The organism is Paracoccus sp. SM22M-07 (assembly GCF_001887735.1).
Taxonomy (GTDB): domain Bacteria; phylum Pseudomonadota; class Alphaproteobacteria; order Rhodobacterales; family Rhodobacteraceae; genus Paracoccus.
In genome coordinates, this window is record NZ_JPKW01000011.1 from 1 (window position 1) to 18,444 (window position 18,444).

The 18,444-nt window shown below is 63.8% G+C and carries 17 protein-coding genes and 1 tRNA gene; 5 read left to right on the plus strand and 13 right to left on the minus strand.

Annotated features, from left to right (window positions below; translation table 11 throughout):
* Positions 1-190: 190 nt before the first annotated feature.
* The 7 genes from IE00_RS14700 to IE00_RS14730 form a co-directional block, all read right to left on the minus strand.
* Positions 191-1,468, minus strand: coding sequence for an NAD(P)/FAD-dependent oxidoreductase (locus IE00_RS14700; protein WP_072297962.1), 1,278 nt, complete (start codon positions 1,466-1,468; stop codon positions 191-193).
* Between the two features lies 1 nt (position 1,469).
* Positions 1,470-1,790: a thiosulfate oxidation carrier complex protein SoxZ gene (gene soxZ / locus IE00_RS14705; RefSeq protein WP_170864169.1), complete on the minus strand. Its 321-nt coding sequence runs from the start codon at positions 1,788-1,790 to the stop codon at positions 1,470-1,472.
* Complete coding sequence (locus IE00_RS14710; protein WP_083554435.1) at positions 1,787-2,212, minus strand: thiosulfate oxidation carrier protein SoxY; 426 nt, start codon at positions 2,210-2,212, stop codon at positions 1,787-1,789. The genes soxZ and IE00_RS14710 overlap by 4 nt, the downstream gene beginning before the upstream one ends.
* A 121-nt stretch (positions 2,213-2,333) precedes the next feature.
* Entirely contained in the window at positions 2,334-3,095 is a 762-nt protein-coding gene (madM, locus tag IE00_RS14715; protein WP_072297964.1) for a malonate transporter subunit MadM, read from the minus strand.
* 3 nt (positions 3,096-3,098) lie between these two features.
* A complete protein-coding gene (madL, locus tag IE00_RS14720) occupies positions 3,099-3,491 on the minus strand; it encodes a malonate transporter subunit MadL (RefSeq protein WP_072297965.1) in 393 nt (130 codons plus the stop codon).
* Positions 3,492-3,557: 66 nt separating this feature from the next.
* Positions 3,558-5,066 (minus strand): malonyl-CoA synthase, encoded by a 1,509-nt coding sequence (locus IE00_RS14725; protein WP_072297966.1) that lies wholly within the window; start codon positions 5,064-5,066, stop codon positions 3,558-3,560.
* Between the two features lie 17 nt (positions 5,067-5,083).
* Positions 5,084-6,403: a malonyl-CoA decarboxylase domain-containing protein gene (locus tag IE00_RS14730; RefSeq protein ID WP_072297967.1), complete on the minus strand. Its 1,320-nt coding sequence runs from the start codon at positions 6,401-6,403 to the stop codon at positions 5,084-5,086.
* Between the two features lie 119 nt (positions 6,404-6,522).
* On the opposite strand from IE00_RS14730, the gene IE00_RS14735 reads away from it, so the two are divergent.
* On the plus strand, positions 6,523-7,191 hold the full coding sequence (locus IE00_RS14735; protein WP_072297968.1) for a GntR family transcriptional regulator: 669 nt from the start codon (positions 6,523-6,525) through the stop codon (positions 7,189-7,191).
* A 25-nt stretch (positions 7,192-7,216) separates the two neighbouring features.
* Here the strand turns inward: IE00_RS14735 and IE00_RS14740 are convergent, their stop codons facing one another.
* The 3 genes from IE00_RS14740 to IE00_RS14750 all read right to left on the minus strand — a co-directional run bounded on the left by IE00_RS14740 (position 7,217) and on the right by IE00_RS14750 (position 10,727).
* Entirely contained in the window at positions 7,217-8,158 is a 942-nt protein-coding gene (locus tag IE00_RS14740; RefSeq protein ID WP_072297969.1) for a DMT family transporter, read from the minus strand.
* Between the two features lie 167 nt (positions 8,159-8,325).
* A complete protein-coding gene (locus IE00_RS14745; protein ID WP_072297970.1) occupies positions 8,326-9,426 on the minus strand; it encodes a ParB N-terminal domain-containing protein in 1,101 nt (366 codons plus the stop codon).
* Entirely contained in the window at positions 9,423-10,727 is a 1,305-nt protein-coding gene (locus tag IE00_RS14750; RefSeq protein ID WP_072297971.1) for an AAA family ATPase, read from the minus strand. The genes IE00_RS14745 and IE00_RS14750 overlap by 4 nt, the downstream gene beginning before the upstream one ends.
* A gap of 435 nt (positions 10,728-11,162) precedes the next feature.
* Between IE00_RS14750 and IE00_RS14755 the strand changes: the two genes are divergently transcribed.
* From IE00_RS14755 to IE00_RS14770, 4 genes are read left to right on the plus strand one after another with little or no spacing between them, the layout of a single operon-like run.
* Positions 11,163-11,837, plus strand: a complete 675-nt coding sequence (locus IE00_RS14755; RefSeq protein WP_072297972.1) for a DnaA N-terminal domain-containing protein — start codon at positions 11,163-11,165, stop codon at positions 11,835-11,837.
* A gap of 59 nt (positions 11,838-11,896) precedes the next feature.
* Entirely contained in the window at positions 11,897-13,117 is a 1,221-nt protein-coding gene (locus IE00_RS14760) for an acyl-CoA dehydrogenase family protein (RefSeq protein WP_072297973.1), read from the plus strand.
* Positions 13,107-14,123 (plus strand): phosphotransferase family protein, encoded by a 1,017-nt coding sequence (locus IE00_RS14765; protein WP_072298093.1) that lies wholly within the window; start codon positions 13,107-13,109, stop codon positions 14,121-14,123. The genes IE00_RS14760 and IE00_RS14765 overlap by 11 nt, the downstream gene beginning before the upstream one ends.
* A gap of 57 nt (positions 14,124-14,180) precedes the next feature.
* Positions 14,181-14,546 carry a hypothetical protein gene (locus tag IE00_RS14770; protein ID WP_139291470.1) on the plus strand — a complete coding sequence of 122 codons (366 nt, stop codon included), beginning with the start codon at positions 14,181-14,183 and terminating at the stop codon, positions 14,544-14,546.
* Here IE00_RS14770 and IE00_RS14775 read toward each other — a convergent pair.
* The 3 genes from IE00_RS14775 to putA all read right to left on the minus strand — a co-directional run bounded on the left by IE00_RS14775 (position 14,543) and on the right by putA (position 18,435).
* On the minus strand, positions 14,543-14,911 hold the full coding sequence (locus IE00_RS14775; RefSeq protein WP_072297975.1) for a hypothetical protein: 369 nt from the start codon (positions 14,909-14,911) through the stop codon (positions 14,543-14,545). The genes IE00_RS14770 and IE00_RS14775 overlap by 4 nt on opposite strands.
* 21 nt (positions 14,912-14,932) lie before the next feature.
* Positions 14,933-15,028: transfer RNA gene (locus IE00_RS20200), tRNA-Sec, on the minus strand.
* 71 nt (positions 15,029-15,099) lie between these two features.
* A complete protein-coding gene (gene putA, locus IE00_RS14780) occupies positions 15,100-18,435 on the minus strand; it encodes a bifunctional proline dehydrogenase/L-glutamate gamma-semialdehyde dehydrogenase PutA (RefSeq protein ID WP_072297976.1) in 3,336 nt (1,111 codons plus the stop codon).
* Between the last annotated feature and the right edge of the window lie 9 nt (positions 18,436-18,444).

Here is an 18,444-nt window from a genome sequence, read left to right on the forward strand (position 1 = left end):
CCGTCCCGGCCCCTCAAGCGTTCCCGCCTTCGGTGAAGCGGTGTTTAGGCAAACCAACAAACAGACGCAAGCAGGTTTTTGAAAGTTTCATGAAATGAAACCAGACAATCCGCACAAACACCTGAAATCAAACGAATAATTCATGCAAAAATCTCGGGAACAACAACGATAACGAACAGGATAAGACGAATCACACCGCTGATTCACCAAAGAGTTCGGTGGTGATCCCGTCATACCAGGATTCGGCCTCGACTGCGGTGGCCCTTCGACGGTCGTCATCCTCGGACGGTTGGCTGACAAAGTTCTCCGTCGCCACGATCCGGCCGTTTTGGGCCACGTATCTTGCCCCCACCCGCACCGCGTCCCCGGGCGCCAGCAGTGACCAGCAGATATTTGCATAGCTTGGCGCGTAAGACGGTGCATCGGTCAGCTGGCCTGCAATGCTGTCGGCGACGACCCGCGCCTGTGAATTCGCGGCATAGGCCGATTTTGGCATGTCACCCTGATCAGCGCTGTCACCCAACACATGAATGTTGGGGTCCGCCAAGGCCGTCATGGTGGTTCCGTCCACCGGTGCCCAACCCGTGTCGTTCGTCAAACCTGCCAGATCGGCGATCATGCCCGCTTTCTGTGCCGGGATGACATTGCACAGATCGACCGGTTGCGCCTGTCCATCCACGATGACCTGGCGATCGGCGGGGCGCAGCTGTACGTCGGCGCCGCCGAAATCGGGGCCGATCCGTTCGACCATTCCGGGATAATGGTGCTGCCACCCCTCCGTGAACAGGGCCTGCTTGGCAAAGGTGGGCTTGGGGTCGAAGATCAGGATCTTGGCCGTCGGGTTGTGACGCGTGAAAAGATGGGCGACCATGCTGACCCTTTCATAGGGTCCGGGCGGACATCGGTAGGGATTGGGGGGCGCGACCATCGCGAAAAGGCCACCCTGTGGCATGTCGCGAAGCAGGCGCCCCAACAGCTGGGTCTGAGGCCCCGCCCGATAGGCGTGTGGCATCGTCTGCGCGTCGTCCATCATCCAGCCCCGAACCGACCCTTCGACGAAATCGATCCCCGGCGACAAGACCAGCCGGTCATAGGAAAGCCGGGCGCCCCCGGCCAGAGCAAGGACGCGCCGGTCGCGATCGACGGCAATGGCGCGGTCGTGGATCATCTGAACCCCTGCGCCCGACATGCGGTCATAGCCGAACTGCAGGCTGTCAAAGCTGCGCAGCCCGCCCAGATAGAGGTTCGAGAAGAAGCAGGTGGTGTAGACCGGCTTCGCCTCGACCAGGGTGACCTGAATGCCGGGGGCGGTGGCCAGCATCCGTGCAACCGAAGCCCCCCCTGCCCCGCCGCCCACGATCACCACCCTGGCGGCCCCCTTCGCCAGCACGGCCGGGGCGGCCAGCAGCGTCGCGGCGCCGGTGGCAAGAAACAGGCGTCGCGATACCGGAACGGCCCTTCGGATCATGTCATATCACCTTCAGATCACGACTGGCGCTGTGAACCTCGCCGGATTCGTCGTGCCAGTGAAACTGCAGCACGCCCGAACGTTCGGCCACGGCGTCGAATTCGACAAAGGGATCGGCCGAGATCGCAGGCTCGAAGGCGATGTCGATGACGGGAATGTCGTCGAGGGTGCAGACAAAGCGGTGGATGATGCGACGAGGCACCGTCATGCCCGTCCGATCGACGCGCAGGCCGGTTTCCATCGGGTGGGTGATCAGCGCGCGGATCGTGAAGGTTTGTCCCGCCTGGACAAGATCCGGCATGCGGATGCGGATCCGTGTCATCCCGCGCATCCTGCGACCAGAACCGCGACCGGCGCCTTCGCCTGCATCACCGTCCCGTCGGGGCGGCGGGCCAGCGCCATGATGTCCTGGCTCTCCGCAAGGCGGATGCGCGTTGCCAGGCGGGCCGTCCCGCTGGCGGGGCCGAAAACAGCCGTCGCGACCAGTGGCGATTTGCGTGCCAAAGCCAGCAGCATGATGCGGGTCGCCCCTTCGGCCTGGACCTGGACCGGCACCACGAACCCGTCCGGCGCCTCGGCGGGCAGGGTCAGCAGGATCCCCCGTTCGACGGGCACGGCCCCCTGCGCAAAGGCGGTGATCAGATCCTCGACCGAGCCCGCCATCACCTGCCCCGGCAGGACCGACGCGACATATCCGGTCAGGCCCAACCACAAGGCATCACGGCGCGACAAGGTCACGGTCATGGCGGTCCCTCCTCCGAAGGAAAGCCTAGCGCCCTGTCCCCGTGTCGCGCAACAGCCCTGAGGGCGGCCCCATCCAAAGGCCGCAGATCACAACCGCGATCCGGGCCCCCGGACTGGCGCGTCAGTTTCCGAACATCGCCAGCAGCACCAAATAGAAAACCGACGGGCCCATCAGGCAGCCAAGCCCGGTATAGAAGGTCGCCGTCATCGCGCCATAGGGCACCAGCCGCTTGTCGGTGGCAGCCAGGCCCCCGGCAACCCCGCTGGTCGTGCCCATCAGCCCGCCATAGGCCATGGCGGATTTGGCATTGTTCAGCCCGATATAAGGCGCCACGAAAGGCGTGCCGATCATCACCAGCACCGCTTTCAGCAGACCTGCGGCGACCGACAGCGCGATCACCTCGGAACTGGCGCCAAGAGCCGTGCCGGTAACCGGACCCACGATATAGGTCGCGGCGCCTCCGCCGATCGTCGCCATGCTGATCGCATCGGTATAGCCGAAGGCGGCGGCGACCAGCGCGCCCACAACGAAGGACACGATGATGCCAAGCGCCAGCGCGGTCGCGCCGGCGAGACCCGCCTTGCGGATCTCTCGCATGTCGACGCCATAGGCGGTCGAGACGATGGCCAGGTCGCGCAACATTGATCCACCCATCAAGCCGATGCCCGAAAACAGCGTCAGATCCGCCAGACCTTTGGACCCGCCGCTGATCGTGCCGCCCAGCCATGCCAGAAACAGGCCGATGATGATGGCGATGGCGGACCCATGCAGCCGCCCTGCCGACAGCTTGTCGGACAGCTGATAGGACACCCACATCACCAGGCCGATGACGACGAAGGCAAAGACCAGGCCGTTCTTCTCCAGGATTTCGACGATCTCCATGGCTCAGGCCTCCTGCGCGGTCAGGGGCGGCAGGGCTTCGTCCTGTCCGCCGATCCGGGCGACGACGGGGACCAGCGCCATGCAGGCGACGGTCGCACCGACACCGGCGATGATGGCGATGGGCCCGCCGGCCAGGGCGGCGACGACATTCTGTTGGGCAGCCATGGCCACGACGATGGGGATGTACATCGCGCTCCAGAACAGGATGCCCTGTTCGCTGATGGCGGGCAGACGCCCGGTTCGGCGCATCCAGTCGGTGGCGAAGATCAGCAGCAGCATGGCAAAGCCCACGCCGCCGACATTGGACTGGACGCCCAGAAGACTGCCCAGCAGGTCGCCCAGGATGACGCCCGCCAGATGGCAGGCGGCCAGGGCCGCGACTCCGAAGATGATCATGTTTCCTCCCATGTGATCTGTCCCCCCGTCCCGCACCCTCCTCCGGCGCGGGCGGGGGGCTGTAAGTCAGGCGTAAGTGTCGGCGTATTCCTTGCGCAGCTGTGCCTTTTGGACCTTGCCCATGACATTGCGCGGCAAAGCGTCCGCGACGAAGACGCGCTTGGGCTGCTTGAAGCGGGCCAAGCCGTCGGCCAGCAGGGCGCGGATCGCATCGGGATCGACGGTCGCACCGGCACGGGGCACGACGATGGCGGTCACGGCCTCGCCCAGATCCGGATGGGGCAGGCCGATCACGGCGCTTTCCAGAACGCCGGGAAGGGCATCGATCGCCTCCTCGACCTCCTTGGGATAGACGTTGTAGCCGCCCGAGATGACCAGATCCTTGTCGCGCCCCACGATGCGCAGATAGCCGTCCTCACCGATCATCCCCAGATCGCCGGTGATGAAGAAGCCGTCTTCGCGGAATTCGGAGGCAGTCTTTTCGGGCATGTTCCAATAGCCTTCGAAGACATTCGGGCCCTTGACCTCGATCAGGCCGATTTCGCCCTGCGGCAGCACTGCCGCGCTGTCGCGATCCGCGATGCGCACCGTGACACCGGGCAGCGCCATGCCCACGGCCCCGGGGATCCGGTCGCCGTCATAGGGGTTCGATGCGATCATGCAGGTTTCTGTCATGCCGTAGCGTTCCAGGATGGCCATGCCGGTGCGTTCCTGGAAGGCACGATGATCCTCGGACAGCAGCGGTGCCGATCCCGATACGAACAGCCGCATGTTCGCCGTCGCCTTTTGGGTCAGACGGTCCGATTTCAGCAGGCGGGTATAGAAGGTCGGCACCCCCATCAGCACCGTCGCATCCGCCATCAGGTCGATCACCTCTTCGGCGTCGAACCGGGTTAGGAAGATCATCGTGGCGCCGGCCGTCAGCGCCATGTTGGCCGCAACGAACAGCCCGTGGGTGTGGAAGATCGGCAAGGCATGGATCAGCCGGTCGTTTTCAGTGAAGCGCCAGTGGTCCAACAGCGCCTCGGTGTTCGACACCAGGTTGCCGTGGGTCAGGACCGCGCCCTTGGACCGGCCCGTCGTTCCCGAGGTATAGAGGATCGCCGCGCGGTCATCGGGCCCTGCGGCATGGCTGTCCGCGCGGGGTGCGGCACCGGCGGCCCTGTCCATCAGCGTGCCGTCACCCGCCGCCCCAAGCGTCTGCACCGTCAGCGCGTCGCCTGGCCGATGGGCATGGGTCCGTTCCTGCGCGGGGTCGCAGACGAACAACCGCGGCGCGGCGTCACCGATGAAATAGTCGATCTCGGGGCCGGTATAGGCGGTGTTCAGCGGCAGGAAGATCGCCCCCACCCTGAGGACCGCCAGATAGAGCGCGATGGCCTCGGGCGATTTTTCGACCTGGACGGCCACGCGGTCGCCGGGGGCGACGTCAAGGTCGCCCAGGACCCTGGCCAGTCGCCCGACCAGATCCTGCATGGCGGCGAAACTGATATCCGGCTGCCCCGGCCGTTCAAACAGCGCCTTGTCGCCATGCGTGGCAGCGGCCTTGGTGAAATTCTGTTCTATGGTCTGCATCGTGAGGTGCCTTTCCTTCAGCTTTTCAACGCATCGGCCAGCTGGTCGCCATGGGCCACGGTCTGGTCGCGGACGAACGCCTCGTGTCGCGCCTCGATCTGCGTCACTTCGTAAAGATAGTTGATCATCAAGCCATGCGCCGCCTTCATGGCCGAAGGGGCCATGTCACCCGGCCAGTTCAGGCGATGGGCGGAGGCGCCGTTGCCAAGGTGGAAGCGGGCCACCGGATCGGCGGGCATGCCCCCCCTGCCCCGCTCGACCACGATATAGCGGGCGGCAAGCGCCAGCACCTCGGGGCGCAGCGCCTCGATCCGGTCGGGGTCATGCTGCCAGTCCGCTGCCTGCAGAGCCTGCGACAGCGCGCGGGCACGGTCGTCGTCTTGCCCCGCCAGCCAGCGGGCAAAGCCCGGAACCGGCGACAGCGTGACAAAGGTCTTCAACTGCGGCAGCTCGGCCGACAGCTCGGCGACTACCTGCTTGATCAGGAAATTGCCAAATGACACACCCTTCAGGCCGGCCAGGCTGTTGTTGATGGAATAGAAGACGGCCGTATCGGCCTGCGCCTGCGCCTCACCTTCGGCTGCGGTCAGGATGGGGGCGATGGCATCGGGAATGCCACGGGTCAATGCGACTTCGACGAAGATCAGCGGCACGTCACCCGTCGCTGGATGAAAGAAGGCGTAAAGCCTGCGATCCGCCGGTGCCAGACGCCGTTTCAGGTCATCCCAACCCTGCATCCGGTGCACGCTTTCATAGCGCATGATCTGTTCCAGGATCGCCGCAGGCGCGTTCCAGTCGATCCGCCGCATCGACAGGAACCCGCGGTTGAACCACGAGGCCAGCAGATGGGCAAAATCCTGATCGATGGCGGCAAGCGAGGCGTCCTGGTCGATCGCCTGCAACAGATCGCGACGCATGGCCACCAGTTGCGGCGTGGCACCGGGGGCCAGATTCAGGCGGCGCAGCAATGTCTGGCGGGCGGGCTCGACCACGCGAAACAGATCGGCCACGGCGGCGGCATCGGGATTGGCATCCCATGCGCCATAGGCTTGGCGGATGCTGTCCGCATCGACGCCGTAATCATCGCGAAGCCGCTGGAAGAAACGCAGCTTTTCGTCGGGCTGCAATTCCGCATAGGCCCGCAGCGCCTGTTCCGCGACCGCCACCCGCGCGGCGTCCCCGATGCGGCCCATCAGCACCGAACAGGCGGCGGCGATGCGTTCGGATGCCGGGCGCGCCAAGGCCTTCAACGTATCGGCCTCATCGCCCGAATTGCGACCGCGACGGGTCACTGCCTCGACGAAATCGGTCAGAAATGCCAGACGCTGTTTCACCATGTTCCGATCCTCCCCCTCGGTTGATATACACGGTACATGAATTGATGTATATAACAACCTGATTGGTGGACTTTTGCTGCGGCGAAGCGTGCAATCGCCGCGGGGAACGGGACGGACACATGACTCTTCCGACTGCTGTACGGATCAGGCTGGCTTTGGAAAACGCCATCGTCGACGGGGAATATCACCCCGGTGACCGGATCGACCCGGACCGCATCGCGGCCGATTACGGGTGTTCCCGTACGCCCGTACGCGAGGCGTTGCAGGCGCTGGAAACCTCGGGCCTGCTGGTCGTCCAGCCCAAGCGTGGCACCTTCGTCACCAAGCTGACCGTGACCGAGCTGATGCACCGTTTCGAGGTGATGGCCCAGCAGGAGGCATTTTGCGCAGCCCTTGCCTGTCGCCGCGCCGATGCCGATGATCTTCAGGCCATCCGCACAAGCCTGCAGGCCTGCGAAGAGGCGGCGCAGGCGGGGGACAGCGACGCCTATTACGCGCGGAACACGCAATTCCACCAAGCCATCTATGCGGCCGCCCACAATCCCTTCCTCAGGGCCGAAACGCTGCGTTTGCAGGCCATGCTGCAGCCTTACCGTCGGCGTCAACTGCAGGCGCGCGGTCGCGTGCAAAGGTCGATGGCCGAACATCGCGCGATTGCCGATGCCATCAAAGCGGGCGACAGTGCCGCGGCATCACAGGCGATGACCGATCACGTCCTTGTCCAGGGCGAGAGGTTTCGCGACCTGGTGGCCATGCTGGACAGCCTGTCATCGCGGCAGGCGGGCTGACCCCCCTGCCCTATCCCGGCCTGCCCTATCCCGGCGGCGTGCCGGCGCGCCTTTGGCGTGTCCGCTCAAGCCCCAGTTTATGTTCACGCCAGATGATCAGAATGCCAGCCAGGATCACCACCGATGCGCCCCCCAGAACCGCCCTGGTCGGCATTTCCCCAAAGACCATCCAGCCGATCAGCACCGCCAGGATCATCGAGGCATAGTCGAACGGCGCCACCACCGAGGCATCGGCAAAACGATAGGACGATGTCAGCAGGATCTGCCCCAGCCCGCCCAGCACTCCGGTCAGGACCAGCATCGCCAGCGTTCCGCCCGCCGGCATCACCCACCCGAAGGGCAATGTGATCAACGAAAGCAAAGTCGAGGTGATCGAGAACCAGAAGACGATGGCCGAAGTCCGTTCCTGCTGGACCAGCTTGCGCACGAAGATCTGGGCCAATGCCGCGCATGACGCCCCCATCAGTGCCACAACCGCGCCCAGCATATGGGCAGGATCAGAAGGCCCCACCCCCGTCAGTTGTGGCGACAGGACAATCAACACGCCCGCCAGCCCCATCGCGACCATTCCAAGTCGGAATGCGCGGACGTCTTCGCCCAGAAACATTCCCGCAAAGATCACCACCAGCAAGGGCGCGGCATAGCCGATCGCCGTCGCTTCGGGGAAGGCCAGCAGGGATAGCGCCCAAAAATTGAAGCCCATGGCCGCCGTGCCGACGATGCCACGATAGAAATGGCCCATCGGACGAAAAGTGGTCAGCCCGACCCGAAGTTCGGATCGGAAGACCAACCACAGCAGGATCACGGGCAGCGCAAAGAACGAACGAAAGAACACCTGCTGTCCGGGCGGAACAGGCACGTCCCCGATCGAGGTCGCCTTGACCAGCGCCGCCATGACCGTAAAGACGCTGACGCTGGCGCATTTCAGGACGATACCCCGCAAAGGGGCCGCGTTTGTCTGGATCATGAGAATGCCTTTGCTGGATCTCAGGATTGCTAACGCAATTTGCATGATCTGCAAATGCTATTGTGTGGTTTCCGGCGCGCTTAGAACCCCTATCTTATTGAAATACATAATCTATCTTAGGCGAGATACTGGCAGTCGTCAGAGGATCTTCCCCGCAGGGAAGACCGCTACTCCAGTTGGTCCAGCATGGATGCCACTGCAATTTCCAGTTTGCGGCGGTCAACGGCAGAAAAATCGCGCGGCAGACGGATCTCCAGTCGCCCATTGGCGGCTGTGCACTTGGCGCTGCCTTGGGGACGCTGTAACTGGAAGGTTGTCTTGGCTTTGGCAGCGGGTGCAGGTCTATCGAAACCGGGATCCCGGCTTGGTGCCGTTGCATCTTCAGATCCCTGCCCCGCATAGCGGCGCAGCAAATCGACCTCATCCTTGGCGCTTCGCTTATCCCAGCTTTTCAGCTCGGCCTTGATGGCCGCTGCCATTCCCGGCACATCCTGAAGGCGCTGCGCCAATGCAAGTCCCAAAGCACGGGATATCTCCTGCGGAAACATCAAGACATCGCCCAGATGTTGAACCAACGGGATGAAATTGCGGATATAGCTGCGCTTCTGATATCCTGCCGACTTGAACAGAATTGCGACGGCCTTTTCGGGGTCAGGCTCGGCGGTCTGCGGATCCTGCGCATAACGCAAGGCAAGCTGCGCCATTTCCGCGAATGAGATATCCTTGCGGATCAGGTTCTCGTCGACCATCCGGCGGTACAGCTGTTCCAGCTGGTCGCCACGAGCAGAGATGCCCGCCGGAATGCGTCCCCATTTATCCACCTGCCCTGAATCATCGCGCAGTTTGCGATAGGCCGACAAACGGCGATACCCTTGGATCAGCTGATAGCGTCCGTCACCCGACGGTTCGACCTGGATGGGATTCGACAGCCCGATATCGCGGATCGATGCCATCAATTCCACAAGCTCAAGATCAGCCTCCGGCTTGCGGTCGCGCACCAGCTTTGAGCTGTCGATCAAGTCCAGTTCGATCATGTCGGTGATCAACCCTGCCCGCTTTAGCCGGACATGCTCCTGCGCAAGCGCGTCGTTTTCTGCTCTGATCTGGGCTTCGATGGCGGCGCGATCACGGGTCGACTCCGCCGTCTCAACGATGGCAGTTGCCATCGGACCCCGGCGCTGGTCGACCTTGTCCACCTTCCCTGCGGGGAAGTCTGCATTGTCGTCCTCGGGAATATCGATGTCGAACATGCGGCGTTTGCGGCTCATGCGTTATCCTCCAGCTGATCCCAAGCGGTCAGGACGTGCCCCCTGAACTCCTCATAGGCCTGATCGAAAGTCGCCCTTGCACGTCGCCAGGTGCCCCGGGTCATTTCGCGATAGTCGATCTCATAGATAGATGACAGGAAACGACCCGATTGTTCGACCGCCCGCGTCAGTTCGATGGGGTGTTCGGCCATGCGTTCGCTAAAGACCTGTCGAAAAGCGCCCAGCATCGCTTGGTGCAATTCATTCGAGGGCTCGTACCGGGTCATCAGGAAACGAATATCCGTGAAGGTCTTGGGCAGCGTGATCTTCCCCGTGGGGAAGTTTTCGAACCCGTGCGACAAATCCTCAAGCGCCTCGGACAGCTGGCCGATGAAGCTGGTCGTACTGTCATATTCCCAGTATCCGGGGCCAGATGGCACATAGAGCATATCGGCCGCAAAGACCGCGTTCATGGATTGATAGCCAATGGCTGGCGGACAATCGAACAGGATCAGATCATAGGCATCATCTGCCAGGCTATCCAAGAAGCGCGACACGGCGCCAAAGAAGGTCCATTCGGGATTAAGGTGGCGATATTGGGCGCTGGCAAACTCCACGAACGCGGCATTCGCGCAGCTGGGGACGATGTCGATCGTCGGCCAGGCCGTGGGCTTGATGAAGTCGGCGGGGCGCAAGGTTCCCAATCCCATGTCGCGAATCGAGGCCGGCAATTTGCGTTGGGGCAGGGCGGTCCCCGACTCGGCACCGGCGCTGGCGACGTTCATGCGATCCGTCTCGCGTTCCAAATCGCGGGCCATGATACCCCAGACCGTGTGATCCTCACCCACATCCGACAGGCCCATGGAATGCGACAGGGTGGCCTGAGGATCGAAATCGACGACCAGCACGCGATAGCCGTCCAGAGCCGCAGCATGGGCGAAATGCAACGCGACGGTCGATTTGCCTGCGCCGCCCTTGAAATTGGCGATGGCGGCGCGGAAGGCGCGCTTGCCCTCGGGGCGCGGGGGCATGAGGCTTTTCTTGTTGATCCTGACACGGCGACGCAATTCGTTCACTTCTTCCAGGCTGAACCAACGCTGCCGACCGTCTTCCTCGACTTCCCCGAGGGGAAGGTTCGGGTCCGCCGCCAGCTTGCCTCGGAAGGTGGACTGATTGATTCGGAAGATCAGTTCGGCGACCTCCCAGCTGGAAAAGCGGCGCAACGTCTTCTCATTGGCCGGGCTGAAGGTCTGACGACGGATCCAGCCTTGCATCTTCAGGGATTGCGCTTGCAACCGGGCGAGGTCTTCGTGGGTATACATGTTGTGCCTGTCTTCAAGAACGCTAAATATCTTCTTTTCCGCTTTTACGCCTGATTTGCCTTTTTGGCAAAAGACAACTTCACTCAAAGCAGGAAAAAGCGATCTTCAAGCCGTACTGGCCGAATCGCCCCAAAAGACGGGAATCGTTTGAAGAACCAGACCCTGCCAAAAATGGGGGACAGCTTTTAATCGAATGCGCCGGAATAGGGGACATTCGCATCCAAATAGGGGGACACGCCATTCGTCCCCCTATACCATTGAAACCTGTTTTTATCTTGATCAGCAGGCAGCCAGACAGAACCATCGACCTACCTGCTTGACAGAATCGTGCTTTAGGACGCAAATGCGGTGAGGATGCGGAAAAACGTTGGGGCGCCACAAGAACCCGGCCCGCATCCAAGCAGTCAGCCGAGCAATCCGGCAGCAGGAGCGACGATGCAGGTGAACAAACCCGTCGGCCGAGAGGCGGCGGCGCGGAAATACGACATCCTGTCGGCGCTGATGGCGCATGGCCTTGCGGGCGACCAGAACCTGCAACGGCTGGTGCTGCGGCTGATATCGCTGATCACCACCCGCTACAACTGGCAACGCAACGAATTGACCATGGGCCAGAAAGAGATCGCGCGGCTCTGGTGCGTGGATGAACGCACCGTCAAGCGCGACATGGCGCGACTGCGCGCGCTTGCTTGGATCACCGTCAAACGTCAGGGCGCACGCGGACGCGTCTCGGTCCTGGGGCTGGATCTGGAGCGGATCCTTCTGGACACGCGTCCGGCATGGAAGAATATCGGCGAAGACTATGTCAGCCGCATGACGGATCAACCGGCATCGCCGGCAGTGGCCAATGTCGTGCCCTTTCGACGCGCCGAGATCGAACCCGCTGAAGGCTGCTGGGCCAGGATGCGTATCCTGTTGCAGGCCGAAGATCCCTCTATCTTCGATGCCTGGCTGGCGCCCCTGACCGAAGCTGGCCAGGAAAACGATATCCTGCACCTGACCGCCCCGACGAGATTCCACGCGACCTATGTCCGTTCGCATTTCATGGCTCGGCTCACCGTGGCCGCCAACCGTTCCGAGCCCCGTCTGCGCGGGGTCAGACTTCTGCCATAGCTGGCGCCAGCCAAGGGGAACCAGACAGGACTGAGAGTTCAAGAGAGGAGGGGGCCGTCATGGATTTCACCATCACGCCGCAACTGGACGATCTTCGCAGGCGCATCGCCGCCTTTGTCGAGACGCGCATCATTCCGCATGAAAGCGACCGGGCCGCCTATGACGGCCATGGCAATATCAGCGACAGGCTGCTGCAGGAACTGCGCAGCCAGGCCAGAGCGGAAGGGTTGTGGTGCCTGCAGCTTCCCGAACGCGATGGCGGGCTGGGGGTCGGCATCCAGGGCATGGCGGTCTGCTATGAAGACATGAACCGATCGATCTTCGGGCCGGTGGTCTTCAATTCCGCCGCGCCCGATGACGGCAACATGATGGTCCTGTCGAAACTGGCCAGCCCCGAACAGCGCGCCCGCTGGCTGGCGCCCATCGCGGAGGGCCGGGTCAGATCGGCCTTCGCCATGACCGAACCTGCACCCGGCGGGGGATCGGACCCGTCGATGATCCGCACACGTGCGGTGCGGCAGGGCGATCATTATGTCGTCACGGGACGCAAATGGTTCATCACCGGGGCCGAGGGCGCGCAGCACTTCATGCTGTTGGCCCGGACTTCGGACGGACCCAAGGACGCGCTGACGGCGATGATGTTCGATGCCGACCAGCCGGGCTGGCGCATCCTGCGCCGCATCGGCATCATGGGTCCCGAAGAACATGGCGGCCATTGCGAACTGGAATTCGACGGCCTGCGGATCCCCGTGGAAAACGTGATCCTGGCCGAGGGCAAGGGCATGCGCGTCACCCAGACACGCCTTGCCCCTGCAAGGCTGACCCATTGCATGCGCTGGCTGGGTCTTGCCAAGCGGTGCATGCAGATTGCCCAGGACTATGCCGAAACCCGCGAAGGCTTCGGCATCCGATTGGCGGATCGCGAAACCGTGCAGGTCGCGACCGGTGATCTGGCCATGCGGATCGAGATCGGCCGCCTGCTGGTCATGCGCGCCGCATGGGAACTGGATCAGGGACGGCGGGCGGCGCCGCAGATTTCGATGGCCAAGATCCACGTGGCCAACCTGCTGCACGACGCGGCCGACAGGGCCATTCAGGTGAATGGGGCGCGCGGCTACTCGACCGATACCGTGCTCGAATGGATCTATCGCTATGCCCGACAGGCCCGCCTGGTCGACGGCGCAGACGAGGTTCACAAGATGGTGCTGTCCCGTGCCTATGCGGCGCAGGGGGGTGATTTCTGGTCCTGGCCGGTTGCGGGGGCGGACCATGACGCCTGAGAACCGTTTTTCAGGGCTGCAGCTTTGGCTCGACGCGAGATTCGGCCCTGCAGACTATGATCTGCGCCCGATCGCGGGGGGGCAGTCGAATCCCACCTGCATGGTTGATCACGGTGACAGGCGGATGGTCCTGCGCACGCAGCCCTTGGGTCCGATCCTGAAAGGCGCCCATGCGATCGACCGTGAATATCGCGTCCTGCAGGCCTTGCAGGGGCAGGGCGTGCCGGTTCCCGAACCGATCCTTTATTGCGCGGATGATGGGGTCATCGGGCGCCCCTTCTATCTGATGCAGAGGTTGGACGGGCGGGTGTTTCACGACAATTCCCTGCCGGGGATCGCGCCTTCCGAACGCGGCGAAATCTTCGCCGAGATGGCCCGCGTGATGGCCGCGCTCCATGCCGTAGACCCGGTGCAGGTGGGGCTGGGTGATTTCGGCCGCCCAGAAGGGTATTACCCCCGACAGATCGCGCGTTGGTGGCAGCAATACCAGAACTCGCAGCTTCTGCGTGATGACCCCATCACGGCCCTTGCGCCCTTGCATGATTGGCTGTCGGAAAACCTGCCTGATCAGGACGAACGCGTGTCTATCGCGCATGGCGATTTTCGTCTTGGCAACCTGATCTTCTCCCCCGACGCCCCCCGCGTGATCGGCATTCTGGATTGGGAGCTGTCGACCCTTGGCCCGGCCTTGGCCGATCTGGGCTTCGCCTGCATGGCATGGCGCACAAGCCCGGACCAGTTCGGGGGCATCGCCGGCTTGGATCTGGATGCGATGGGGATCCCCGACAGGCACAGCTTCGTGGCACATTATTACGACCACGCAGCCCCAACGCCCCCGCTGCAGCCCTTCCACGAGGCTTTTGCCCTGTTCCGCTTTTCCGCCATCTTCGTGGGCATCGCCGACAGGGCTGCGGCTGGAAATGCGGCGGGGCAGGGGGCCGGCGATCTTGCGCCCTTGGCCGCGACATTCGCCGAACGGGGCCTGCAGATCGCGAAGCAGGTATGAAAGGGAACCGCGACGCCAGCATGGCGTTCCCCCATGATTCACAAGGAAGGTTCCGCCATGTCCCGCCCGTTCTTTCAGTCTGCAATCGGCATCACGGCCCTGATGATCGGCCTGTCGGGGCCGGTGCTTGCGCAGGACAATCCGGGCAAACCGTCGGCGGTCTCCTCCGAGGCGACGAATGACAGCGCCGAACCCGCCTGCACTGACGAATCCGGCCAGGCCGAACCCGCCACCAGTCCCGCCCCGTCCGAGGACGGCACCGCCCCCGAAAACACCGGTACCACGGGTTGGAGCGGTGGCACCGGCGGATCGCAGCTGGGCACGAACACCCAAGGCGCGGTCGAACGGTCGCCCACTTGGCAGCCGCCGACCGCCCGTGGCCTGGATCTGAAGGGTCAACCCGAAGACACGCAGACCTGTTAAGCGTCGTCCAGGCGCAGGCGCAGGCCGTCGCGGTTCAGGAATTCGCCGTCGCGGATCAGGGTCCGGTCGGCATGCATCGCCTTGACCAGAGCATCCAGACGGGTCTTGGCCACGTCATCGGCCACGATCCCTTCGCGCCCCGCCCGGAACAGGGCAACGGCATCCCAGGAAACGCCGGCACCATCCAGGTGCTGCGCAAGGACAGGCCAAGTCAGTTCATCGCCGATAACGTGCAGATGCGCCGACCGCAGCAACGACACCCGCCTGTCCGACAATCCGATCAGGACCACCAGCATGGTGAAGCCATCGGACTCGGCCATTGATTTGGCCAGCCATTCATCGAAATCGGTCGCGTAATCTGTCATGTTTCCCGGCATCGGTCGGATTGGCGGAGAGGAATGGGAGTCGAACCCACCCGGGACAGGCTCGCTGCCCCAACCGGATTTGAAGTCCGGCCGCCCCACCAGAGACGATTCCCCTCCGAAGCCGTCTTGAAGCACGGCCCGCCCCACATTTGGACCGGGCCGCCCGCCTTGGCAAGGGGAGCGGAGGCTCAGCTGGCCAGCAACGCCGCGTTACCACCGGCAGCCGTGGTGTCGACGCAAAGATGCCGTTCATGGCAGACATGGGCGCGGTCCGGCATCGCCGTGATCAGCGCCACGATGGGCCCCTTGCGTTCGGCCAGGGCCTGCGCGTGGGCACGCCCCGTTTCGTCGTCGCCCCACCACAGCACTGCCGCCAGATCATCCCTTTGCGTCAGGGCCGTGGCATCGCCGGTCACCGGCGTGCCGCCCAATGCCTTGACCGCAGCCATCTGGTTTTGGACATCCTGTTCATCGGGGCCCAGGCAAAGGACCGGGCCGCGTGGAAGGATGCTCAGCCGGTTCAATTCGCCCGTCGGGCCGGGCATCAGCTGATCGGTGACCGGCACCGGGATTGAGGTGATCTGACCCCGCCCGGCAGGCGCGAAGAAGCGGGGCAGATACAGCGGACCACCCGCCTTGGGACCGGTCCCGGACAGACCCTCGCCGCCAAAGGGCTGGCTGCCGACCGTGGCGCCCACCTGGTTGCGGTTGACGTAGATGTTGCCGACATGGATCTTGGCGGTGACCTGTTCGACCCGACTGTCGATGCGGGTATGCAGGCCAAAGGTCAGGCCATAGCCACGGTCGTTGATCGTCTGCACGACCTTGTCCAGATCGCGCGCCTTGTAGGTTGCGACATGCAGGACCGGGCCAAAGATCTCGCGGTCCATCTCCTCGATCCCGTTGACGCGCAGCAGGGTGGGGGCGACGAAATGGCCGTCCTGGGGAACGTCCAAACGGTGCAACACACGGTCGCGATGTGTTTCTAGATAGGTGTCGATCTGGTCGCGGGCATCCTGGTCGATGACCGGTCCGACATCGGTGGACAGGTCCCACGGGTCGCCCATCTTCAGCAGGTCCATGGCACCCTTGATCATGCGGATGATCTGGGGGGCGACGTCTTCCTGGACATAAAGACAGCGCAAGGCCGAACACCGCTGCCCCGCCGACCGGAAGCTGGAGGCGATGATGTCGCGCACCGCCTGTTCCGGCAACGCGCTGCTGTCCACGATCATCGCGTTCAGACCACCCGTTTCGGCCACCAGGGGCGTGCCGGGCGCCATATGCTTGGCCATGCTGGCCGCGATCAGCTGTGCCGTCTCGGTCGAGCCGGTGAAGACCACGCCCGCCACATCGGGGCTGCGCGTCAGGGCCGCGCCCACGGTGCCGCCGTCACCGGGCAACAGCTGCAGCGCCGATTGCGGTACGCCCGCCTGCAACAGCAGGCGCGTCGCATGGGCCGCGATCAGCGAGGTCTGCTCGGCAGGTTTGGCCAAAACCGCGTTGCCGGCCATCAGCGCTGCCGCGATCTGGCCCGTAAAGATCGCCAACGGAAAGTTCCACGGGCTGATCGCCACGATGGTGCCGCGCGCGGCATCGGTGCGGTCTTCGCCCTGCTGGGCGTAATAGCGCAGGAAATCGACCGCTTCGCGCAGTTCGGCCACGGCGTCGTTCAGGGTCTTGCCCGCCTCGCGGGCCAGCATGCCGAAGAAGGGACCGAACTCGGTCTCGTACAGGTCGGCGGCGCGGCGCAGCACCGCTGCACGTTCCGCCGCGGGCGCGTCCCAGGTCCGGGCATCGGAGAGGGCGCGGGCGACGGTGTCCTCATCGGCCATGGTGATCCGGGCCAGCACATCGCCGGTGGCGGGGTTCACCACGGGATGGGCTGTGCCGGTGGGCGCGCTGACCGTCAGGGGGCCGGCATCGGTGATGGCGCCGTCGCGTGCTTGCGCGATGCGCTCCAGCACGTCGCGGGCGTTCAGGTCGAAACCGCGCGAATTGACCCGGCCCGCGCCATAGATCGCCTCGGGTGCCACCAGCGATGCAGGCGGTGTCTCGGTCTTCACCGCATCGAAGGGGTCGTGGGCGACCTCGGCGGGGGTCACGTCCTCATCGACGATCTGGTTCACAAAGCTGCTGTTCGCGCCGTTTTCCAGCAGGCGGCGCACCAGATAGGCCAGCAGGTCGTGATGCGCGCCGACGGGGGCATAGATGCGACAGGCGGTGCCATGATCGCGCAGGACGATGTCATGCAGGCGTTCGCCCATGCCGTGCAGACGCTGGAATTCGAAGGAATGTCCCGCCGCCATGTCCAGAACGGCGGCCACGGAATGGGCGTTATGGGTGGCGAATTGCGGATAGATGCGGTCGTTCATGCCCAAAAGCTTGCGTGCCAGGGCGATATAGCTGACATCGGTGGCCGATTTGCGGGTGAACAGCGGGAAATCCTCGAACCCCTCGACCTGGGCGCGCTTGATCTCGGTATCCCAATAGGCGCCTTTCACCAGACGGACCATGATGCGGCGGTCCAGCTCGGTCGCCTGTGCGTAAAGCCAGTCGATCGCCGCGCCCGCCCGCTTGCCATAGGCCTGGACCACGACGCCGAAACCATCCCATCCGGCCAGCGACGGATCGGCCAGCACCGCGCGGATCACCCGCAGCGACAGCGCCAGACGGTCCTGTTCCTCGGCGTCGATGTTCAGGCCCATCCCCGCCGCTTTGGCGCGCTGCGCCAGATCCAGCACCACCGGGACCAGCTCCGCCATGACACGGTCGGTCTGCGCGACCTCATAGCGGGGATGCAGCGCCGACAGCTTGATCGAGATGCCGGGGTTCTTGCGCACCGAACCCTTGTCGCAGGCGCTCGCGATGGCCTCGATGGCCTTGCGGTATTCGCCGGCATAGCGGTCGGCATCGGCCTGCGTCATCGCGGCCTCGCCCAGCATGTCATAGCTGTAGGAATAGCCCTTCTTTTCCTGCCCCTTGGCGCGGGATAGGGCATCGGAAATGGACTGGCCCAGAACGAACTGACGGCCCATCTCGCGCATGGCGCGGGTGACGGCGGTGCGGATCACCGGTTCGCCCACCCGCCGGATCGCGCCGCGCAGCGTGCCTGCCAGGCCCGGCTGTTCGTCATCCAGCACCTTTCCGGTCAGCATCAGCGCCCAGGTCGAGGCGTTCACCATGCTGGATGAGGATTCCCCCAGATGGCGCCCCCAATCGGACGGCGCGATCTTGTCCTCGATCAGCGCGTCAATGGTGGCGCGGTCGGGCACGCGCAGCATCGCCTCGGCCAGGCACATCAGGGCAACGCCTTCCTGCGTGGACAGCCCGTATTCCGCCAGCATCAGCTCCATCATCGTGGGATCGGATTCCTTGCGGATGCGGGTCACCAGCCGGGCCGCATTCTGGCTGATCCGTTCGCGGTCCGCGGCCGACAGCGCCGCCGTGGCTGTCAGCTGTTCCAGAAGCGGGGCTTCCGGCTGGAACTTGGCGGTGGAATCGAATGCGGACAGATCAATCATGGCAGCCCC

Coding starts and splice junctions, on each gene's coding strand:
- IE00_RS14710 (WP_083554435.1), bottom strand. CDS start 2,212: ATGACCGTGACCTTGTCGCGCCGTGATGCCTTGTGGTTGGGCCTGACC.
- IE00_RS14750 (WP_072297971.1), bottom strand. CDS start 10,727: ATGTATACCCACGAAGACCTCGCCCGGTTGCAAGCGCAATCCCTGAAG.
- putA (WP_072297976.1), bottom strand. CDS start 18,435: ATGATTGATCTGTCCGCATTCGATTCCACCGCCAAGTTCCAGCCGGAA.
- IE00_RS14740 (WP_072297969.1), bottom strand. CDS start 8,158: ATGATCCAGACAAACGCGGCCCCTTTGCGGGGTATCGTCCTGAAATGC.
- IE00_RS14760 (WP_072297973.1), top strand. CDS start 11,897: ATGGATTTCACCATCACGCCGCAACTGGACGATCTTCGCAGGCGCATC.
- madM (WP_072297964.1), bottom strand. CDS start 3,095: ATGGAGATCGTCGAAATCCTGGAGAAGAACGGCCTGGTCTTTGCCTTC.
- IE00_RS14730 (WP_072297967.1), bottom strand. CDS start 6,403: ATGGTGAAACAGCGTCTGGCATTTCTGACCGATTTCGTCGAGGCAGTG.
- soxZ (WP_170864169.1), bottom strand. CDS start 1,790: ATGACACGGATCCGCATCCGCATGCCGGATCTTGTCCAGGCGGGACAA.
- IE00_RS14775 (WP_072297975.1), bottom strand. CDS start 14,911: ATGACAGATTACGCGACCGATTTCGATGAATGGCTGGCCAAATCAATG.
- IE00_RS14755 (WP_072297972.1), top strand. CDS start 11,163: ATGCAGGTGAACAAACCCGTCGGCCGAGAGGCGGCGGCGCGGAAATAC.
- IE00_RS14700 (WP_072297962.1), bottom strand. CDS start 1,468: ATGATCCGAAGGGCCGTTCCGGTATCGCGACGCCTGTTTCTTGCCACC.
- IE00_RS14735 (WP_072297968.1), top strand. CDS start 6,523: ATGACTCTTCCGACTGCTGTACGGATCAGGCTGGCTTTGGAAAACGCC.
- IE00_RS14765 (WP_072298093.1), top strand. CDS start 13,107: ATGACGCCTGAGAACCGTTTTTCAGGGCTGCAGCTTTGGCTCGACGCG.
- madL (WP_072297965.1), bottom strand. CDS start 3,491: ATGATCATCTTCGGAGTCGCGGCCCTGGCCGCCTGCCATCTGGCGGGC.
- IE00_RS14770 (WP_139291470.1), top strand. CDS start 14,181: ATGTCCCGCCCGTTCTTTCAGTCTGCAATCGGCATCACGGCCCTGATG.
- IE00_RS14745 (WP_072297970.1), bottom strand. CDS start 9,426: ATGAGCCGCAAACGCCGCATGTTCGACATCGATATTCCCGAGGACGAC.
- IE00_RS14725 (WP_072297966.1), bottom strand. CDS start 5,066: ATGCAGACCATAGAACAGAATTTCACCAAGGCCGCTGCCACGCATGGC.